Below are 18,686 nucleotides of genomic sequence, written 5' to 3'. Positions count from 1 at the left end.
TTTCACGTGAAACATTGGCCGGGCCGAATCATCTTTGACGATCCGCCCACCGCAGCCTATCTGCGCCCCCATGCATTCCTTCGATGTCCTCGTCATCGGCGGCGGTCACGCCGGGGTTGAGGCTGCCTGCGCGGCGGCCCGCATGGGTGCGCGCACCGCTTTGGTCAGCTTCGACCTGAATGCCATCGGCGCGATGAGCTGCAATCCGGCGATTGGCGGGCTGGGCAAGGGCCATCTGGTGCGCGAGGTTGACGCGCTTGACGGGGTGATCGGCCGCGCGGCGGATGCTGGGGCGATCCATTACCGGATGCTCAACCGCTCCAAAGGCAGTGCCGTTTGGGGCCCGCGCGTGCAGGCTGACCGGGTGCGGTTCAAGGCGGCGGTGCAGGCGATTGTCGGCGCGCAGGCGAACCTGACATTGGTGCAGGGCGAGGCCGCTGCCTTGGTGCTGGAAGGCGGCACAGTCGCCGGGCTGGAACTCGCCGACGGCACGATCCTCACTGCCGCGCGCGTGGTGTTGTGCACGGGCACCTTCCTCGGTGGGGTCCTGTTCCGCGGTGAGGAGCGCTATGAAGGTGGCCGCATCGGTGAGAACGCGGCCAAGCGCCTCGCCGCACAATTGCGCGCCGCCGAGCTGCCGATGGCACGGCTAAAGACCGGCACACCGCCCCGCCTGGATGGCCGCACCATCAACTGGGCAGTGCTGGAAGAGCAACCTTCGGACGGTGAGGCCTGGACGATGTCTGCACTCACTCCGCGCCGGGTCAATCCCGAAGTGTTCTGCGCAATCACCCGCACCACGCAGGCGGGCCATGATGCGATCCGCGCCAACCTCCACCGCTCGCCGCTGTTCTCCGGCGCGATTGCGGCGGCGGGGCCGCGTTACTGCCCTTCGATCGAGGACAAGATCCACCGCTTCGGTGATCGTGAGGGGCATCAGGTGTTCCTTGAGCCCGAGGGGCTGGACACCCACATGGTCTATCCCAACGGCATCAGCACTTCGCTCCCGACCGATGTGCAGGAGACCGTGGTGCGCACAATGCCGGGCTGCGAGCGGGTAGTGATCGTGCAGCCGGGTTATGCGGTGGAATATGACCACATTGATCCCCGAGCTCTGACGCCGGATTTGCAGTTGCGGGCGATCCCCGGGCTTTACTGCGCTGGGCAGATCAACGGTACCACGGGGTACGAGGAAGCCGCGGCGCAGGGGCTTGTCGCAGGGCTTGAGGCAGCAGCAGCGGCGCTCGGCAAGCAGGCACCCCGGCTTGATCGCGCCAATTCCTATATTGCCGTGATGGTCGACGATCTGACCTTGCAGGGCGTGTCGGAGCCTTACCGCATGCTAACCGCCCGCGCCGAATACCGCCTGCGCCTGCGCGCCAATAACGCCGCGACCCGTCTCACCGGGATGGGCGTCGAGGCGGGCTGCATCGGCAAAGAGCGCCGCCAGTGGTGGGAACGCCGCGAAGCGACCCGCGAAATGTTTCACGTGAAACATTCGCAGAAGGTCCACGCCCGCGAACTCGCCGATCTCGGCCTTTCGGTACGCCGTGATCAGGGTGAAAGGTCGCTCGCCGAATGGCTCCGCTATGACGGCGTAACGCCCCAAGCGCTGGCACCGTGGCTGGGTGAGGTGACGACGCTTGATCCGCTGCTGGCCGATGAGATGGCCGAAGACGCCGCTTACGCGCCCTACCTCGCCCGGCAGGACGCCGAATTGCGCGATTTGCGCGCAAGCGAGGCGCTGCCGCTCGCGTCTGATTTCCCCTACGGCGAAGTACCCGGCCTTTCCAATGAGATGGTCGAGCGCCTGGCCAAAGCCGCTCCGGGGACACTGGCGGCTGCGGGACGCGTACCGGGAGTGACCCCTGCCGCGCTCTCTGCGCTGCTGGTCCATGCCCGCCGCCTCGCCAACGGGCAGCGCGCGGCATGATTACCAATGAGACCGAAGCCCGCGCCTATGTCGCTGGATTGACCGATGCCGAGGGCATGGCGCGGATCGACGCCTTCGCCGCGCTGGTGTTGGAGGAGAATCAGCGCCAGAACCTGATCGCCAAAGCGACCGAGGCGCACCTGTGGCAACGGCACATTGCCGACTCGGCCCAGCTCATCGAAAATGTTTCACGTGAAACATTGGGACCAAATGCGCAGGGGCCGTGGCTCGATCTCGGCAGCGGACCCGGCTTCCCCGGCATCGTGATCGCCGCTTTATGCCCCAACATGCCGGTGGTGCTGGTCGAATCCCGCGCGCGCCGGGTTGAATTCCTCGAAACGGTGATTGCGGCGCTGAGCCTGCCCAAATGCCGCGTCGAAGGTCAGCGGTTGGAACGGGTTACGCCATTCCCGGCTCGCGCCATTTCGGCACGGGCTTTCGCGCCGCTGCCCAAACTTCTTGAGCTATCCGCACCCTTCTCCACAAGGGCCACCGCCTATGTCTTGCCCAAGGGGCGCTCGGCGGCGCAGGAGTTGGAAACGCTCAAGCCTTCGATTCGAGCAATGTTTCACGTGAAACATTCCTTGACCGATCCCGACGCGGGAATCATTGTGAAGGCCTGACACGCGAAACTGTGCGGATTCAGCGTGAATCGGCGCGCGGAAGGACGGGAACAACCATGTTCGTAATCGCGATTGCCAATCAGAAGGGCGGAGTGGGCAAGACCACCACCGCGATCAATATCGCTACGGCGATGGCGGCGACCGGGTGGCGGACGCTGCTGATCGACCTCGATCCCCAGGGCAACGCCTCGACCGGATTAGGCGTTCGGGCCGAATCGCGCAGGGTTTCGAGCTATGATCTGCTGGTGGACGAAGTGCCGCTTGCCAGCGCGATCGTCCCCACCAGCATTCCGCGCCTCGATCTCATCCCGGCGACGGTTGACCTGTCGGGTGCGGAGATTGAGCTCGTCGCGGTTGAGGGGCGAACGCACCGTCTCGACAAGGCGCTGGCGAATCATGCCGGACACGACATCTGCTTCATAGATTGCCCGCCGTCGCTCGGCCTGTTGACGCTCAACGCATTATGCGCGGCCGATACGCTGCTGGTGCCGCTGCAATGCGAGTTTTTTGCGCTGGAGGGGCTCAGTCAGCTGCTCCAGACCGTCGATCAGATCCAGCAGCGCTTCAATCCCGATCTTGGCATTATCGGCGTGGCGTTGACGATGTATGACCGGCGCAATCGCCTGACCGATCAGGTATCCGACGATGTGCGCGATTGCCTGGGCAAGTTGGTGTTCGAAACCGTGATCCCGCGCAATGTGCGCCTCTCCGAAGCGCCGAGCCACGGGCTTCCCGCGCTGATCTATGACCAGCATTGCACCGGTAGCCGCGCCTATATGGCGTTGGCGCGCGAATTGATCGGGCGATTTCCCGCAGAAAGACAAGCCGCATGAGTGAGAACGTGACGCAACCTGCTGATTCGCCTGTGACTTCGCGCAGCGATGACAAGCCGCGGCGGCTGGGCCGGGGGCTGGGCGCCTTGCTCGGCGAAACCCGGCGGGAGGAACCGCTGGTGCGGCGCGATGATGCTTCGGCGGATGCGCCGCAAGTGGTCGGCTCGCCGCTCCGCAATCTCGCGCTGGCCTCGATTAAGCCGCTGCCGGGCAACCCGCGCAAGTATTTCGATGAAGCCGCGCTGGACGAACTCGCCGCGTCGATCGCCACGCGGGGCGTGATTCAGCCGATTATTGTCCGCCCGCACCCCAATGGTGAGGGTTATCAGCTCGTCGCGGGTGAGCGCCGCTGGCGCGCGGCACAGAAGGCGCGGCTGCATGAGATCCCGGCCCTGGTGCGCAACCTCTCCGAACGCGAGGTGATGGCGCTCGCGCTGATCGAGAACCTTCAACGCGAGGATCTGAACCCGGTCGAGGAAGCGCGCGCCTATCACCGCCTGTCCGAAGACGAGGGCATGATCCAGGTCGACATCGCCAAGATGGTCGAGAAATCGCGCAGCCACGTCGCCAACATGATGCGGCTGATGTCGCTGCCCGAGCCGGTGCTCGGCTTGATCGAGCAGGGCCAGCTGTCGATGGGTCACGCCCGCGCACTGATCGGGAGGGATGATGCGGTGCTGATCGCAGAGATCGCGGTGTCCGAGGGGCTATCGGTGCGCGATGTCGAAACGCTGACCCGCAAGCCGGCAAAGCGGGCCGATGGGCCTGCACCTGCGCCGTATCAACCGACTGAAAATGCTGATATTCTGGCCGTTCAGCAACATCTCGAGGAGTTTCTCGGGCTAAGCGTCAAGATCAAGTCAGAGGTTGATCCGCGCAAGGGCACGATCACGATCCGCTACACGACCCTAGATCAACTTGATCTGGTTTGCCAGCGGCTGACCGGCGGCGAGTTCTGATCGCCGCGCGGCTTACCACCATATAGCAAAAGCCCCGCAAGGTCGCCTGATCTTGCGGGGCTTTTCTATTGTCCCCCGAGGGGGCAAACGCAAATCAGCGGTTCTTGATCATCTTGGGCGACGGACGCGGGGCCGGATCAATCACGCGCGCGGCGCCCGGGACGGTGTAGGTCTCGTAACGCTCAGTCTCGCGCACCACCACCTGCTGCTGTACCTCGGTTCGCACCGGCACCATCACCATCTGCGGCGGCGGGGCGTAGGTGTAGCCGTAAGAATAGCTGGCCGGGTAACCGTAGCCATAGGAATAGCCCTGCGCCGGGTAGGCGATCTCGCGGCTCGCGATGCGAGGGCCGGGCGCGCCGTAGTGCGACAGGTAGCTGTCGAGCGCGGCTTCACAATCGTAGCGGTCCTCGTCATCATCCCCGTCGAAGATGCTGCCCAGCAATCCGCCGATCAATCCGCCACCGCCAACGCCGAGGACGGTGCCAAGCACGCGGTCGCCTGCGCCGGCGATCTCATAACCGGCAAAGCCGCCAGCAATCGCGCCAAGCAGGCCGCCGATGATCAGGCCGGTGTCATCCTTGCCCTGATCTTTGGTGCGGCGGCGGCATTCGTCGATCCACTGCTGGCGCTCGAACACCACCGGAGCAGGCGCATAGGCCGGGGCGTAGCCCATCTGCGGCGCATAGCCGTGGTGCTGTGCGGGCGCGGGCGCGTGACCGTGATGCGGCGCGGCGGGGCGCGGCGGCGGCCCGTCGATCCGACGGGTGCGGGTGATCGTCTCGACCCCGTTGACGTTCGTCACGGTCTCTTCAGCCTGCATCACCACCGGCGCGGTGCGGTATTCGCTCGGGATCGAGCGCATTTCAGCTTCGCTCATCGGCGAAAGCGGCGGAAGATCGGCATAATTCTGCGCCTGCACCGCCCCCGGGATAGCGAGGGCCAGAGCGGCGAGCGAAACAGTCGACGAAAGCTTGAACATGGGCAATTTCCCCCTGAATCAGCCGGATTGGGCTGATGGTTAGCGAAAGCTTACCACCGAGTCCGCCGCGTGCCCAAGCGGTGCTGTCAGCGCTGTCCCGTTTCGGGAAGGTCGCCGGGGGAAACGCTCAGATCCGGTCAGCGAGCAGGCCCGCCAGCGCCTCGATTCCAGCGGCATCGGCGGCGGTAAAGCGCGCCGGGGAGGGGCTGTCGAGGTCGATCACCGCGATGACCGCGCCATTGCGCAGCACCGGCACCACCAGCTCGCTCGCGCTCGCCGCATCGCAGGCGATATGGCCCGGGAAGGCGTGGACATCGGCGACAAGTTGCGTGGCGCGACTTTGCGCCGCTGCGCCGCATACGCCAATGCCGAACGGAATGCGGATACAGGCGGGGCGACCCGCGAAGGGCCCGAGCACCAGCTCGTCCACGCCGCCGGTCTTGGCTGGAGCCACCCGGTAGAAGCCCGCCCAGTTGAGATCAGGCAGAAACTCCGACAAGAGTGCCGCGACATTGGCCATGTTGGCGACCGCATCCGGCTCGCCCGCGGTCAACGCGTCGGCCGCGCCCAGCAGCTCGCGGTAAAGCTCATCCGAGGCGAGCGGTGCGGCGGGTTTGAAATCATACATCGCGGTCAGTGGCCTTTCGTCGCATCGCCCCGGCGCTTATCGGTTGCCGCGTCGGCGGCTGGGCTTTATCCCGCGTCACATGGCTCTTTTTCGCAAAATCGCAATCGCTCTTGTCATCGCAATCGTAGTGGCGGGCGTCGCCCTGTTCTTCCTGTCGCGCGGAGACACCGCCGATCTCTCGGTCGAAGAGGTCGCTGGCACCGAACCGGTGCTGCAGGAGGGTGATCCGCAGAACTTCCCCACCGTCCAGATTGCCGAGCCGGTGGGCTGGAAGGCGGGCGAAGCGCCGACGCCTGCCAAGGGACTGGAAGTCGTCCGCTTTGCCGAAGGGCTCGATCACCCGCGCACGCTGTTTGCGCTCCCCAATGGCGATATGCTGGTGACGCTGACCCGTGCGCCCGCGACGAAGGACGGCGATGACGGGATCATGGGCACGATCCGTGGCTGGGTTGAAGGCGTGCTGTTCTCGAAGGCCGGTTCGGCGGGCGAATCCCCGAATCAGGTCGTGCTGCTGCGCGATGCCGACGGCAATGGCAGCGCCGAGGTGAAGCAGGTGATCCTGTCTGAAGGCCTCGAATCGCCCTCGGGCATGGCGTGGAAGGATGGCACGCTTTACGTCGCCAACCACAATGCGGTGCTCGCTTTCCCCTACCAACTGGGTAGCGACAAGGTCACCGGAGCGCCGCGCAAGCTGATGGACCTGCCGGCGGGCGGTGGACACTGGATGCGCAATCTCGAACTCTCGCCCGATGGGCAGCTGCTGTACGTCGCGGTCGGATCGGTCAGCAATATCGGCGAGGCCGGGATGAAGGTCGAAGAAGGCCGGGCGATGATCTGGGAATATGATCTCGTCGCGGGCCGCGCGCGCCAGTTCGGAGCGGGGCTGCGCAACCCCAATGGCCTCGATTTCAGCCCCTGGACCGGTGAGCTGTGGACCACCGTGAACGAGCGTGACATGCTTGGATCGGACCTTGTGCCCGATTACCTCACCAACGTGCCGATCGGGGCGCAGTATGGCTGGCCCTGGGTCTATTACCGCACCAATATTGACCGCCGGGTCGAAGCGCCGATGCCGCGCTTCCTGATGGAATATGTCCGCAAGCCGGAATTCGCGCTCGGCCCGCACGTCGCGGCGCTGGGGCTGGTGTTCTCCAAGGAGGGTGACCGCATGGGCGAGAGCTTCGCCAGCGGGGCGTTCATCGCGCGGCATGGCTCGTGGAACCGCAAGCCGCCTTCGGGCTATGACGTGGTGTTCGTGGACTTTGACGCGCTCGGCAATCCGGTGGGCAAACCGGTGCCGGTGCTGACTGGCTTCCTGACGGGTGACGGCACGACCCGCGGCCGGCCGACGTGGGTCGAATGGGCGGGAGATGGCTCGCTGCTGGTGTCGGACGATACCGCCGGGATCATTTGGCGCGTGCGTTCACCCTCGGCCACTCCGGCTCCGGCCATCACGCGGTTGAAGGACGATCCGCTCCCCCCGAGCGCGCTGAAAGACCCGCAGGCGGCGTTCGAGGCGGATTACCTGCGCAAGCAGGCGGGGCAGAAGGTCAACTGAGCGTCAACCCGGCGCGCCCGGCCAGTTCGGTCGCGAATTGCAGCGCGGTGCGGCCTGAGCGGTTGCCGCGCTGGATCGCGAAGGCCATCGCTTCCTCCGCATCGAAGCTGAGGCCAAGCGGCGCGGTGTAGCCTGCGAGGATCGCGAGGTAAGTGTCCTTGTCCGCCGGGTGGAAGCCCAGCGTGAGCCCGAAGCGGTCAGCCAGCGCCAGCGCATCGTCGCGTTCATCGCGTTCGTGGATCGCCCCCGAGGTATCCTCCCGCTCGACGATGGAACGGCGGTTGGCGGTGACAGCCAAGCGAATGTGGGACGGACGCGGGGCGACCCCGCCGTCGAGCAGGCTGCGCAGCGCGAGCATCTCTGCGCGCCCATCCGCGCCAAAGCCGAGATCGTCGATGAACAGCAAAAAGGCGCAGGATTGCTGCGCCAGTTCGGCGACCAGTGCGGGGAAGGTGGGCAGGGCACCCGGCGCGATCTGCACCAGCGCCAAGGCTTGTGGGTTGCTGGCCTGCACATCGGCCACGGCAGCACGCACCAGCGCCGATTTGCCCATCCCGCGCGCGCCCCACAGCAGCACATCATGCGCCGCTGCACCTTGGGCGAGCCGCTCGCAATTGCCTCGCAGCGCGGTCTTCTGCGCGGCGATCCCATGCAGCTGGGCGAGTGGCACCGCGTCCAGCACTGGCACCGCCCGAGCCGTCTCGCCGTCCCACACATAGGCGGGCGCGGCGCACCAATCGGTCGGCGGCGGGGGCGGGGGCGCGAGCCGTTCGAGCGCGGCGGCGATCCGTTCCAGAGCTTCGCCGCGCTCCATCTCAGCCAACCAGTGCTGCGGCGGGCAGGGCGTAGAGCAACTCGGCACCGGCGACCGCGCCTGCCTTGAGGCCAGCACCTTCCGGCACGATCCGGTCGAGGAAGAACCGCACCGTCACCGGCTTGGTCGCCGCGAGTTCGGGCGCAGCCCCCGCCGCGACCGCCTCAGCCTGCTTCATCAACTGCCAACCGGCGACCGTGATGGCGGCCATGGTGCAAAATGGCACGCTGCCAGCGAGGCGATCATCAAGGCTGGCCTCGTCCCGCATCCAGCGCGCGACATGGGCGCAGTCCATCGCCAAGGCGGCGAGAGCATATTCTGAAGCGGCTTCGCGAGCGATGGTCTCGAACAAAGTCACCATCGCCTCCCCGCCATCGAGGCCGAGCTTGCGGGTGACGAGGTCCGCCGCCTGAATGCCGTTGGTGCCTTCATAGATCGGGGCGATCCGCGAATCGCGCCAGTGCTGGGCGGCGCCGGTTTCCTCGACAAAGCCCATGCCGCCGTGGATCTGGATGCCGAGCCCGGCGACTTCCACGCCGATATCGGTGCCCCACGCCTTGATCAGCGGCACGACGATTTCAGAGCGGGCCTTGGCAGCTTCGTCACCCAGATTGCCGCGATCGACCTGCCCGGCGCAGTAGTAGAGCAGCGCGCGCGCGCCCTCGGTCAGCGCCTTCATGCGCAGGATCATGCGGCGCACATCGGGATGTTCTATGATGGCCACCGGGGCCTTGTCGGGCGAACCGGCGCGCGCCGATTGCACCCGGTCGCGCGCATAGGCGAGCGCCTGCTGCGTCGCCCGTTCGCCGATCTGCACGCCCTGGTTACCGACATTGATCCGCGCGTTGTTCATCATCGTGAACATTGCCGCGAGGCCCTTGTTTTCGTGCCCCACCAGCTCACCGATACACTCGCCATTATCGCCATAGCTCATCACGCAGGTGGGCGAGGCGTTGATGCCGAGCTTGTGTTCGAGGCTGACGCAACGAAGATCATTATGCGGGCCGAGCGACCCGTCCTCGTTCACATGGTACTTCGGCACCACGAACAGCGAGATGCCGCGCGAACCCTCGGGCGCGCCGGGGAGCCTCGCCAGCACCAGATGGATGATGTTCTCGGCCAGATCATGCTCGCCCCAGGTGATGTAGATCTTCTGGCCGGTGATCCGATACTTGCCCGCATGGGGGCCGTTGACGATCGGTTCGGCAACCGAACGCAGCGCCCCGACATCGCTGCCGGCGGCGGGCTCGGTCAGGTTCATCGTCCCCGACCATGCGCCGCTGACGAGATTAGGCAGGTACATCGCTTTCTGGTCGTTGGAGCCATGATGCTCCAGCGCCTCGATCGCGCCGACGCTCAGCATCGGGAGCAAGGTGAAGGCCATGTTGGCCGCGCCGAGGTTTTCGAGCACGTTGCAGGCCAGCGTGAAGGGCATGCCCTGACCGCCATGCTCCACGGGAGAGGCAATCGCGTTCCAGCCCTGCTCGACATAGGCTTTGTACGCCGCGTCGAAACCGTCTGGCAGGCGCACCACGCCATTCTCGAGCTTTGCCCCTTCCAGATCGCCCTTGCGATTCAGCGGGGCGAATTCGCCAGCCGCAAACTGCCCGACGCCTTCGACGATAGCTTCGACCAGATCGGGCTCGGCATGGGCAAAGCGTTCGGACTGGGCGAGTTCGTCGATCCCGGCATTGGTGCGGATGGCAAGCAGCTGGTCGGCGGTCGGCGGGGTAAAGGGGGTCACTTCGGGGGCGTCCTTGCGTGTCTGATGGGCTGCGCACTTGGCAGGGCGGGGGTTTGAATATAGCGCCGGGGCATGAGCGGCAAGAACGTTACAGACATGGTGCTGGCAGACGCCGCAGGGATAGCGCGGGCGGCGCGAATCCTCGAATCGGGCGGGCTGGTCGCGGTGCCGACCGAGACCGTTTACGGGTTGGCGGCGCGGGCGGATTCTGCCGAGGCGGTGGCGAAGATTTATGCCGCGAAGGGCCGGCCGGACTTCAACCCGCTGATCGTGCATGTGCGGGATGCGGTGCAGGCCAAACGCTATGCCGACTTCTCGCCAGAGGCGATTGCTTTGGCCGAGGCGCATTGGCCCGGCCCGCTGACGCTGGTTGTCCCGCGCCGTGCCGAGGCGGGGCTGGCGCAGGCGGTGACCGCTGGCCTGCCCACGATCGCTCTGCGCGCGCCAGCTCACCCGGTCATGCGGGCGCTGCTGGCGGCTGTGGATTTCCCGCTTGCCGCGCCATCCGCCAACCGTAGCGGCTTCATCAGCCCCACCAGCGCCGCTCACGTCCTCGCCTCGCTGGATGGGAGGATCGACCTCGTGCTCGACGGCGGGATCACCACAGCAGGGGTGGAGTCGACCATTGTCGCCGTTCGCGCCGATGGCAGCATCGAGGAGCTACGCCCTGGCCCGCTCCAGATTGGCACGCGGGGCAACGCGAAGCAGATCGAAGCCCCGGGGCAACTTGCCAGCCACTATGCGCCAGGGAAGCCGGTGCGATTGAATGCGGACAGGGCCGAGGCAGACGAATTCCTGATTGGCTTCGGCACCGTTGGCGGTGACTGCACGCTGTCGGCCAGCGGTGATGTGACCGAGGCCGCAGCTCGCCTCTATGCCTGCCTTCACGAAGCCGCCCGCGCGCCGAAGCCACGCATCGCGGTCGCTCCGGTGCCGGAGGACGGCGTGGGCCGCGCGATCAATGATCGGCTCAAGCGGGCGGCGGCTTAGTCGCCGCGCTCAGGCTCCACCGGAATGCCCGGCATTAGCGCCTTCATCTCCGCCCGGATCGCCTGAGCCTTCTCGCAGGCTTCGTCATTCCCGTCAGCACAGCGGTCCATCTGCTTTTCGAGATCGCGTTCCAGCTCGCCAAGCCGTTCCTCGCGCTTGCGAATCTCCCTGCCGCGATTCTCGTCGGCTTCCGACTGGCTCGTCGTCGCCAGATCGACACCCTTGCTCACCGCTCTGACCGGCAGCGTGACGACATTCACCGCCGCACGGGCAAGACAGCCCTGCAAGGCGAGCGAAGCTAGGCCAAGGGCCGCAAGTCTGAGTGCGCGCATGGCCGCATTATGTCGCGCGCCCCTCGCCATAAGGCAATTGTTATTCTGCGGGTTTTGCGGCGACCGGAGCGACCGGAGCGGTCGGGGCCTGAGGAGCTGCCGGAGGCAGCGCGGCTGACGCCCCGGTAGCCTCGGCGCAGTTCAGCGTGCCCGAGCCGAATTCATTGACGGTGCACTTGGCCTTGCCGGTAACGGTGACGTCACCCGCGCCTGCGATGTTGGCGGTCACTTCCCCGTCAGAGGCAAAGGCGACATCGCCCGCGCCGCCGATCGAGACTTCTGCTGTGTCGGCCTTCAATCCTGCCAGTTCAACTTCGCCGCTGCCGCCGATATTGATGGTGAGGCTTTTGACCGTGCCCGCCCCCCGGATTGTGCCCGAGCCGCCGATGTTGATCCCGAGCTTCTCGGCTGCGACCGTGCCGAATTCGACGAGGCCCGAACCGCCGATTGTGACCTCGGCGTCGCTGGCGAGCGTGGGGGCCTTGATCGTGCCGCTGCCAGCGATCACGACCTCTTCAGGGGCGGGCATGGTGATGCGGATGATGGCGTTGGTGTCACCGCTCCAGCCTTCTTCGCGGGTGATGCCAATGGTCCGTTCGTCGCGGACGAAGCGCAGGCTTTCGGTGTTGCCGCCTTCGACCTTGATCGTGAAACTATCGCCTTCGGTGAGGATCACCGTATCGCCCGAGGCCAGCACCACTTCGGACGGCGGCGCGCCGGTGAGTACGACATCGGCGAGCGGCACGCCCTTCTGACCGTTGATTTCCATCTCCGCCCCTTCGCACCCGGCCAGCGAGGTCGCGGCGGTGAGCAAGGCGGCGGCGGCGATGCGGCGGCCGGTGAATTGGGTCATGGCGTGTCTCTCCCGAAGTGCGCTAGCGTATTGCTGATATAATACACCCCGGCGCGTGGCACAAGCCTGCGCCCCGCACAAACAAAAAGGGCCGCCCCGCAGGGCAGCCCTTGATGTCGCACACGGCGAAAAAAGCCTCAGGCTTCTTCGGCGGTGTCGTAATATTGCGGCGCGTGTTCGCGCAGCACGTCGAGAATCTTGCCGAGCGCGGTGGGCTCGTCGGTCTCTTCCATCGCCGCCAATTCGCGGGCGAGGCGGCTGGAGGCCGCTTCGAAGATCTGGCGTTCCGAATAGCTCTGCTCGGGCTGGTCTTCGGGGCGGAACAGATCGCGGGTCACTTCGGCGATCGACACGAGGTCGCCCGAGTTGATCTTCGCTTCATATTCCTGCGCGCGGCGCGACCACATGGTGCGCTTGACCTTGGGCTTGCCCTTCAGGGTTTCCATCGCCTGCCTCAGCGTCTTGTCCGACGACAGCTTACGCATCCCGATCGCTTCGACCTTGCCCACCGGCACGCGCAGGGTCATGCGCTCTTTTTCAAACCGAAGGACGTAGAGTTCGAGCTGCATTCCGGCGATTTCCTCGCGCTGGAGCTCGATCACGCGGCCAACGCCGTGCTTGGGATAGACGACATAATCGCCGACGGTGAATGCGTTCGCGGTGCTTGCCATGCAAGTTCCTTTCAATCGGCCGTCCTGGCAACGAGAGAGCGGACAATCGGCCCAGCGACGCGGGGGCTTGGCTGAAGAGTGCCTCAGACAAAGCGAGCGCCGGGTGGTAATCATCCGGTTGGGGGGTTGCTGGTGTCGGGCCTTCCTGGTTTTCACGCCTGCGCGGGCACAGCCCTGCGCGGTCAGGGTATTATATAGCAGGTCTGCAACAAAATTGCGAGTCGGCGTTTGCGAGAGCGTGCCGAACTATGCAAACCGCGCGAAAAGCTGCCGAAAATCAGTCACCATCGCCAGGATCGGCGCTGAAATACTTCTCGAACTTGCCCTTTTCGCCCTTGTGCGCGTCGGCATCTTCGGGCGGCGCCTTCTGGCTGGTGATGTTCGGCCATTGGGCCGAGTACTGCGTGTTCAGCTCAAGCCACTTTTCCAGCCCGTCTTCGGTATCGGGGAGAATCGCTTCGGCCGGGCATTCCGGTTCGCACACACCGCAATCGATGCATTCGCTGGGATTGATCACCAGCATGTTCTCGCCTTCATAGAAGCAGTCGACCGGGCACACTTCCACGCAGTCGGTATACTTGCACTTGATGCAGTCTTCAGTGACGACGTAAGTCATTGCGGCTCTTTCAATGGAAGTCTTCGGAATTTTCCGGCGGGGCATCCGCCGTGAGAGTTGACGCTGCTATTGTCATTTGCCCTTTACGGTCAAGCCCGTCAGAATCAACCTCCCGATAATGCGAAGCCGCTTGCGCGGGAGAACCGCGCCGTTCGGGGAGGGCGAGCAGCTCGATCACCCGCACGTTGCCCCCCACCGCCAGCGTCAGCACATCCCCGATACGTGCCTGTTCGGCACAGCGCAGCACATGCTTTCTGTTGCGGCGCAAAGCGTGGGTATCGATCAGGCTTTGCGCGGCAGAACGGGTGCGGGCGAAGCGGAGATAGACCAGCAGGCGGTCGATCCGGATCGACTCTCCCACCCCGCCACCTTTCATCCCTTGAGCAGGTCCGCCAGCTTGTCGAAGGCACCGCCAGCGCGGGCGGGGCCGGTGTCGACCGGGGGCCTTGCCGGGGGCTGCGCCGGACGAGGGGGCCGCTTGCCGCCGTCACGCGGGGGCTGAGCGCCATCGCGATTGGGCCGAGCGTCGGCAGGCTTGCCCTTGCCGCGCGGAGGGCGCTGATCCTTGCGCTGATGGTCACGTTCGGGGCGGCGGTCAGGACGCCGTTCGTCCTTCTCTCCCGGTCGGCGCGGGCGCCAGTGCCAGCGATCCGGTGCGGGCGGGCCGAAGGCGCCTTCCGCCAAGGGCCGCGCACGGTCGCAGCGGAAACCGGCGCTGCCGAGCAGGCGGCGCGCGTTCTCTGCTTCCAGTCCGACCGACACCGCCAGCGCCATGTCGAGCCGGAAGGCGCGGTTGCGTTCCTTGGGGTGGGCCGCAGTGGCCACCGCACGTCCGTCAAACGCGGCGCGCAGGATCTTCTCGGCCAGATCGACCCGAATCGCCTGCGTGCCGGCATAGCGATAGCCCGCAGGCAGCCGCCCCTTGGCCCAGCCACCTTCGGCCAGCACCGGCAACATCGCCTCCTGCACCGGGCGCAAGTCCAGCCCCAGTGCGTGGAGCAAACGGCGCGGCGCGGGCTTGAGCAGCGGTGCAGCAAAAATGTCGAGCGCGCCGAAGGTCACGCCCAGCTTGCGCAGATAGGGCCGCATTTCCTTGGGGAGGTGTTCCAGCCCGGCATCCTCGCGGCTGATCACGCCGCGCGCTTCGATGAGGGTGATAACCAGCGCGCGCGCCTGTGATCCAGCCTCGGGATCGCGCGCCGCTTCGGCCAGTTTGCGCAAGGGCTCAAGCGGTTCGAGCTGCTTGTCGAGCCATTGGACTAGCCCCGCTTCCAGCTTGGCCCGTGCCCCTTCGGGCACCAGCACCAGATCTCGGGTCAGCGCCAGCTTGGGCGTGCCGAAATTGCCCGCGCCAGGCTGACCGGGGAAGGTGATGTCGGCGAGCGCACGTTCTTGCCAGCGGATCGCCCCGCCGGAGATGACCAGCTCGCCCAGGCCCTGCGTCAGCAGCCAGTCGGCCCGGTCCGCCAGCAGCGCGGGCAAAGCCTTCTCGCCCGCCGCCAGCAGCATCCGCCGGTCAGCGACGCCCGCGCTCGGATCGACATGGAAGCGGAAGCCTTCAAGCCGCCCGATGCTCATCCCCTCCACGGTCAGGTGGCCATCGGGTTCGAGCGTAACGGGCAGCGCGCTCGCGTCCTGCCCCAGCGATTTCATCAAGAGAGTCGTCCTTCGGTTCACGAATCGCTCGGTCAGCCGCGCGTGCAGCGCATCCGAGAGCTTCGCCTCGACCGCGCGCGCGCGCGCAGCCATTTCGTCGCGTGCCAGCACCCAATCGGGTCGCTGGCAGATGTAAGCCCAGCTGCGAATCGCCGCAATCCGGCCTTGCAGCGTGTCGATGTCGCCCTGCATCCGGTCAAGCTCGGCGATGCGGGCAGCGACGAAATCCGCGCCGAGATACCCTTCGCGCAGGTCGTTCCACAGCCGCGCGACGAAGCGGGCGTGCTGTTCGACGCCCAGCGAGCGGAAATCGGGGAGCGAGCACGCCTCCCAGAATCGCCGCACCGCGCCTGCGCCGCGCACAGAACGGCCGATGTCATCCTCGGCCAGACGGCGTAGCACCGCCATGTCGATCGCTTCGGGCGCGGCCTTCAGTATGGCATGGCTGGGCCGCGCTTCCAGATCGGCGATCAGCGCGTTCAGCGTGTCAAACCGCGGATCGGCATCGCGCCAGAACAGGTGGGTGAGCGGGGCGAATTTGTGCTCTTCAATCGCGTAGACTTCCTCATCGGTAAAGGCGAGCGGCTCTCCGTCGCCTTTCCCGGTGCCGGACAGCGTCCCAAAGGTGCCATCGCGCTGGTGCCGCCCGGCGCGCCCTGCGATCTGCGCCATTTCCGACGGGGTGAGCCGCCGCTTCCTGCGCCCGTCGAACTTGCTCAAAGCCGCGAAAGCCACATGATCCAGATCGAGGTTCAGCCCCATGCCGATGGCATCGGTGGCGACGATGTAATCGACCTCGCCCGACTGGAACATCGCGACCTGCTTGTTACGGGTTTCGGGCGAGAGCGCGCCCATCACCACCGCCGCTCCGCCGCGGAACCGCCGCAGCGCCTCGGCCATGGCGTAAACCTGCTCGACGCTGAAGGCGACCACGGCAGAGCGTTTGGGCAGCCGTGAGAGTTTGCAGATGCCCGCGTGGGACAGCGTGGAAAAGCGCGGGCGGCTGGTAATCTCCGCCTTGGGGATCAGCGCCTTGACCATCGGTTCCAGCGTGGCGCTGCCGAGGATCATCGTTTCTTCCCGGCCCCGCGCGTGCAGCAGCCGGTCAGTGAAAATGTGCCCGCGTTCGGGGTCTGCGCCCAATTGCGCTTCGTCCAGCGCCACGAAGGCGTGCTGGCCGCTGGTGCGTGGCATGGCTTCGGCAGTGCAGAGGAAATATCGGGCGTCTGGCGGTTCGATCCGCTCCTCACCGGTGATCAGCGCGACCTGCTTGTCACCCTTGATGGCACGCACCCGGTCATAGACCTCGCGCGCCAGCAGGCGCAGCGGGAAGCCCATCATGCCGGAGGAATGGCCGCACATCCGCTCGATCGCCAAGTGCGTCTTGCCGGTGTTGGTCGGCCCCAGCACCGCGCGGACACGAGCGTCAGCGGCGTTTTCACGCGGGGAGCCGAGGCTGGCGAGCTGGCGGGCAGACGGGGGAGCTGGCACGATGTCAGGGGTTCTGTCAGGCTTGCACCATGGGGGCAAGGCCGCCAGTCCACCGGGGTTGCGCATAAGGGAAACGTCTGACCGTGCTGGCGATGCAATTGGCCGCTGGTTAACCGTGCATTTACTATGATCGGGCAGAGAAATGCGACATGGCACGCGCGGCCGTGGGACGGAACGTCCTTACGGGTGCAGCCTTCGGGGCATAGATGTTGGATCATGCGCGTAAATTGATTGATGGGCCCGAGGCCCATGACGCGCCTGACAGCGTGGGCGATGCGCGTGTGTTTGCCCAGGTGCCGCGCAAACGGATCGACGCGCCAACCGCAGCCGAATTGCTGCCTCATCCGCGCAACTCAGCGAATCTCGCCCCGCCGACCAAGGCGCAGAAGGCCAAGCGTCAGGCTGCTGCGCACCTTGGCACGTTTGCCGAGCGGTATGATGCATGGCGTCTTGCCGCCTCAGGTTGGTTCGCCCGGCTCGACTTAGCCCCCGATCTGGCGGAGGATATCGGCAGCCGCCGATGGCTGCGCGGGCTGGGAACGATGGTCGGCCTTGGCGCCGTGGCGCTGGCGTTCTGGCCCGATTTCACGCCGCTCGAAGCTCGCCCCGCCATGCCCCAAGGCGCGGATGTGGCGAGCGAAATGCGCAGCCAGATGATCCTGCCGCTGGCGCTGGGCGCCGATAGTGGCCGCCGGATGGGGCCGACCGCAGCGGTGATCCCGCTCAAGAGCGCACCCGAGCGCCCACAGATTCAGCTGATGGTGACGCTGGCCCCGGGTGACAGTTTCGCTTCGATGCTGCGCCGCGCCGGTGTGGCCGCGGGCGATATCGATCGTGCGGCAGCGCTGGTGGGGCAAGCCGTGGCCGTGGGCGATATTGCCGCTGGCACGCAGATGGACCTACTGCTCGGCCGCCGCCCGGCTCCGGGTGCGCCGCGCCCGCTCGACAGCTTGGCTTTCCGCGCCCGCTTCGATCTTGAGCTTGAACTCACCCGTCCGGGCGCTGGCACGATTGCGGAGGATGGCACGCCGGTCGTTCCCTCCGGCCCGCTCGCTCTGAAGCGCAACATCATCCGCGTCGATGAAACTCCGCTGCGGGTGCGCGGCGTGGTCGGCAGCAGCCACTACCGCTCGATGCGTCAGGCCGGTGTCCCGGCAAGCGCGGTGCAGGAATATCTCAAAGCGCTCGACGCGCAGATCGACATGGACCGCGAGGTCAGCTCAGCTGACGAATTCGACATCATCATCGCCTATCGCCGGGCCGCCACCGGCGAACGGCAGGCGGGGCAATTGCTCTATGCCGGGATCGACCGCAGCGGCCGACCGCGCACCCAGTTGATGCGCTGGGGGAGCGAAGGGCGGTTCTACGAAGCCTCGGGCGTGGGTGAGCAGCGGCGCGGGCTGCTGGCGCCGGTGCCGGGGGCGGTAACCTCGAACTTCGGGATGCGCCGTCACCCGATCCTCGGCTACAACCGGATGCACGCCGGGATCGATTTCAAGGCGCGTTACGGCACGCCGATTGTGGCGGTTTCGGATGGCCGTGTCAGCGCCGCAGGGCGTGCGGGCGGTTGCGGCATCGCGGTACGGCTGGAGCATGGCGGCGGCCTTGCAACCCGCTATTGCCACATGAGCCAGATGGCGGTTCGTTCCGGCCAGCAGGTGCGGCGCGGGCAAGTGATCGGCTATGTCGGCTCGACCGGCCTGTCGACCGGCGCGCACCTCCATTACGAAATGTATCGCGGCGGGCGGGCGATCAACCCGGCGAGCGTGCAATTCGTCAGCCGCGCCGAGCTTTCGGGCACCGAACTGGTCGATTTCCGCCGCCAGCTGAACCGCCTGAAGGAGATCAGCGTGGGCGAGGCGCTCAAGGATCTCGCTCCGCTGCCAAACGAGGTGAAGGAGCCGGTGCGCGAGATTGAGAAGGCCGAAACCGCGCGCTCGGCCAAGCCTGCCACCCCGCTGTAACGAGCACTTGTCGAGCGTGCGCGATTGGGCGTAAGCCTG

General features: G+C 66.1%; 17 protein-coding genes. 7 read left to right on the top strand and 10 right to left on the bottom strand.

Annotation, left to right across the window (positions count from 1 at the left end; genetic code table 11):
- Positions 1-70: 70 nt before the first annotated feature.
- The 4 genes from mnmG to GRI59_RS03475 are packed head-to-tail and all read left to right on the top strand — an operon-like array spanning position 71 to position 4,348.
- On the top strand, positions 71-1,933 hold the full coding sequence (mnmG, locus tag GRI59_RS03490; protein ID WP_160759796.1) for a tRNA uridine-5-carboxymethylaminomethyl(34) synthesis enzyme MnmG: 1,863 nt from the start codon (positions 71-73) through the stop codon (positions 1,931-1,933).
- Positions 1,930-2,556, top strand: a complete 627-nt coding sequence (rsmG, locus tag GRI59_RS03485) for a 16S rRNA (guanine(527)-N(7))-methyltransferase RsmG (protein ID WP_160759795.1) — start codon at positions 1,930-1,932, stop codon at positions 2,554-2,556. The genes mnmG and rsmG overlap by 4 nt, the downstream gene beginning before the upstream one ends.
- A gap of 56 nt (positions 2,557-2,612) precedes the next feature.
- Positions 2,613-3,389 (top strand): ParA family protein, encoded by a 777-nt coding sequence (locus tag GRI59_RS03480; protein ID WP_160759794.1) that lies wholly within the window; start codon positions 2,613-2,615, stop codon positions 3,387-3,389.
- Entirely contained in the window at positions 3,386-4,348 is a 963-nt protein-coding gene (locus tag GRI59_RS03475) for a ParB/RepB/Spo0J family partition protein (RefSeq protein ID WP_160759793.1), read from the top strand. Before GRI59_RS03480 ends, GRI59_RS03475 begins: the two co-directional genes overlap by 4 nt.
- A 94-nt stretch (positions 4,349-4,442) precedes the next feature.
- Here the strand turns inward: GRI59_RS03475 and GRI59_RS15605 are convergent, their stop codons facing one another.
- The gene (locus tag GRI59_RS15605) at positions 4,443-5,330 is read right to left on the bottom strand and encodes a hypothetical protein (RefSeq protein ID WP_183363520.1); all 888 of its coding nucleotides are present in this window, start codon (positions 5,328-5,330) and stop codon (positions 4,443-4,445) included.
- Between the two features lie 127 nt (positions 5,331-5,457).
- A complete protein-coding gene (locus GRI59_RS03470; protein ID WP_160759792.1) occupies positions 5,458-5,958 on the bottom strand; it encodes a GAF domain-containing protein in 501 nt (166 codons plus the stop codon).
- Positions 5,959-6,037: 79 nt separating this feature from the next.
- On the opposite strand from GRI59_RS03470, the gene GRI59_RS03465 reads away from it, so the two are divergent.
- Positions 6,038-7,516: a PQQ-dependent sugar dehydrogenase gene (locus GRI59_RS03465; protein WP_160759791.1), complete on the top strand. Its 1,479-nt coding sequence runs from the start codon at positions 6,038-6,040 to the stop codon at positions 7,514-7,516.
- Here GRI59_RS03465 and GRI59_RS03460 read toward each other — a convergent pair.
- Together GRI59_RS03460 and GRI59_RS03455 are read right to left on the bottom strand one after the other, a co-directional pair.
- Positions 7,509-8,330 carry a DUF815 domain-containing protein gene (locus GRI59_RS03460; protein ID WP_160759790.1) on the bottom strand — a complete coding sequence of 274 codons (822 nt, stop codon included), beginning with the start codon at positions 8,328-8,330 and terminating at the stop codon, positions 7,509-7,511. The two genes, GRI59_RS03465 and GRI59_RS03460, sit on opposite strands and share 8 nt — an antisense overlap.
- 1 nt (position 8,331) lies before the next feature.
- Positions 8,332-10,074: an acyl-CoA dehydrogenase family protein gene (locus tag GRI59_RS03455; protein WP_160759789.1), complete on the bottom strand. Its 1,743-nt coding sequence runs from the start codon at positions 10,072-10,074 to the stop codon at positions 8,332-8,334.
- 72 nt (positions 10,075-10,146) lie between these two features.
- Here GRI59_RS03455 and GRI59_RS03450 point away from each other — a divergent pair, with 72 nt between their 5' ends.
- Positions 10,147-11,064, top strand: a complete 918-nt coding sequence (locus tag GRI59_RS03450) for an L-threonylcarbamoyladenylate synthase (protein WP_160759788.1) — start codon at positions 10,147-10,149, stop codon at positions 11,062-11,064.
- Here the strand turns inward: GRI59_RS03450 and GRI59_RS03445 are convergent.
- The 6 genes from GRI59_RS03445 to GRI59_RS03420 all read right to left on the bottom strand — a co-directional run bounded on the left by GRI59_RS03445 (position 11,061) and on the right by GRI59_RS03420 (position 16,749).
- Complete coding sequence (locus GRI59_RS03445; RefSeq protein WP_160759787.1) at positions 11,061-11,396, bottom strand: hypothetical protein; 336 nt, start codon at positions 11,394-11,396, stop codon at positions 11,061-11,063. The two genes, GRI59_RS03450 and GRI59_RS03445, sit on opposite strands and share 4 nt — an antisense overlap.
- 40 nt (positions 11,397-11,436) lie before the next feature.
- Positions 11,437-12,249, bottom strand: a complete 813-nt coding sequence (locus GRI59_RS03440; RefSeq protein WP_160759786.1) for a head GIN domain-containing protein — start codon at positions 12,247-12,249, stop codon at positions 11,437-11,439.
- Between the two features lie 137 nt (positions 12,250-12,386).
- Positions 12,387-12,920: a CarD family transcriptional regulator gene (locus tag GRI59_RS03435; RefSeq protein WP_160759785.1), complete on the bottom strand. Its 534-nt coding sequence runs from the start codon at positions 12,918-12,920 to the stop codon at positions 12,387-12,389.
- 277 nt (positions 12,921-13,197) lie between these two features.
- Positions 13,198-13,536 (bottom strand): ferredoxin FdxA, encoded by a 339-nt coding sequence (gene fdxA / locus GRI59_RS03430; RefSeq protein ID WP_160759784.1) that lies wholly within the window; start codon positions 13,534-13,536, stop codon positions 13,198-13,200.
- A gap of 10 nt (positions 13,537-13,546) precedes the next feature.
- Entirely contained in the window at positions 13,547-13,897 is a 351-nt protein-coding gene (locus GRI59_RS03425) for an RNA-binding S4 domain-containing protein (RefSeq protein WP_183363522.1), read from the bottom strand.
- Between the two features lie 11 nt (positions 13,898-13,908).
- Positions 13,909-16,749 (bottom strand): helicase-related protein, encoded by a 2,841-nt coding sequence (locus GRI59_RS03420; RefSeq protein ID WP_160759783.1) that lies wholly within the window; start codon positions 16,747-16,749, stop codon positions 13,909-13,911.
- Positions 16,750-16,949: 200 nt separating this feature from the next.
- On the opposite strand from GRI59_RS03420, the gene GRI59_RS03415 reads away from it, so the two are divergent.
- On the top strand, positions 16,950-18,647 hold the full coding sequence (locus GRI59_RS03415) for a peptidoglycan DD-metalloendopeptidase family protein (RefSeq protein ID WP_337190223.1): 1,698 nt from the start codon (positions 16,950-16,952) through the stop codon (positions 18,645-18,647).
- Positions 18,648-18,686 lie beyond the last annotated feature (39 nt).

The sequence above is a fragment of the Erythrobacter ramosus genome, assembly GCF_009828055.1.
Classification (GTDB): Bacteria; Pseudomonadota; Alphaproteobacteria; order Sphingomonadales; family Sphingomonadaceae; genus Erythrobacter; species Erythrobacter ramosus.
This window is presented reverse-complemented; position numbering and strand designations above follow the sequence as displayed.

Excerpts from the sequence above, each read along its gene's own strand:
- mnmG (WP_160759796.1), top strand. The coding sequence starts at position 71 with ATGCATTCCTTCGATGTCCTCGTCATCGGCGGCGGTCACGCCGGGGTT.
- rsmG (WP_160759795.1), top strand. The coding sequence starts at position 1,930 with ATGATTACCAATGAGACCGAAGCCCGCGCCTATGTCGCTGGATTGACC.
- GRI59_RS03480 (WP_160759794.1), top strand. The coding sequence starts at position 2,613 with ATGTTCGTAATCGCGATTGCCAATCAGAAGGGCGGAGTGGGCAAGACC.
- GRI59_RS03475 (WP_160759793.1), top strand. The coding sequence starts at position 3,386 with ATGAGTGAGAACGTGACGCAACCTGCTGATTCGCCTGTGACTTCGCGC.
- GRI59_RS15605 (WP_183363520.1), bottom strand. The coding sequence starts at position 5,330 with ATGTTCAAGCTTTCGTCGACTGTTTCGCTCGCCGCTCTGGCCCTCGCT.
- GRI59_RS03470 (WP_160759792.1), bottom strand. The coding sequence starts at position 5,958 with ATGTATGATTTCAAACCCGCCGCACCGCTCGCCTCGGATGAGCTTTAC.
- GRI59_RS03465 (WP_160759791.1), top strand. The coding sequence starts at position 6,038 with ATGGCTCTTTTTCGCAAAATCGCAATCGCTCTTGTCATCGCAATCGTA.
- GRI59_RS03460 (WP_160759790.1), bottom strand. The coding sequence starts at position 8,330 with ATGGAGCGCGGCGAAGCTCTGGAACGGATCGCCGCCGCGCTCGAACGG.
- GRI59_RS03450 (WP_160759788.1), top strand. The coding sequence starts at position 10,147 with ATGAGCGGCAAGAACGTTACAGACATGGTGCTGGCAGACGCCGCAGGG.
- GRI59_RS03445 (WP_160759787.1), bottom strand. The coding sequence starts at position 11,396 with ATGCGCGCACTCAGACTTGCGGCCCTTGGCCTAGCTTCGCTCGCCTTG.
- GRI59_RS03440 (WP_160759786.1), bottom strand. The coding sequence starts at position 12,249 with ATGACCCAATTCACCGGCCGCCGCATCGCCGCCGCCGCCTTGCTCACC.
- GRI59_RS03435 (WP_160759785.1), bottom strand. The coding sequence starts at position 12,920 with ATGGCAAGCACCGCGAACGCATTCACCGTCGGCGATTATGTCGTCTAT.
- fdxA (WP_160759784.1), bottom strand. The coding sequence starts at position 13,536 with ATGACTTACGTCGTCACTGAAGACTGCATCAAGTGCAAGTATACCGAC.
- GRI59_RS03420 (WP_160759783.1), bottom strand. The coding sequence starts at position 16,749 with ATGCGCAACCCCGGTGGACTGGCGGCCTTGCCCCCATGGTGCAAGCCT.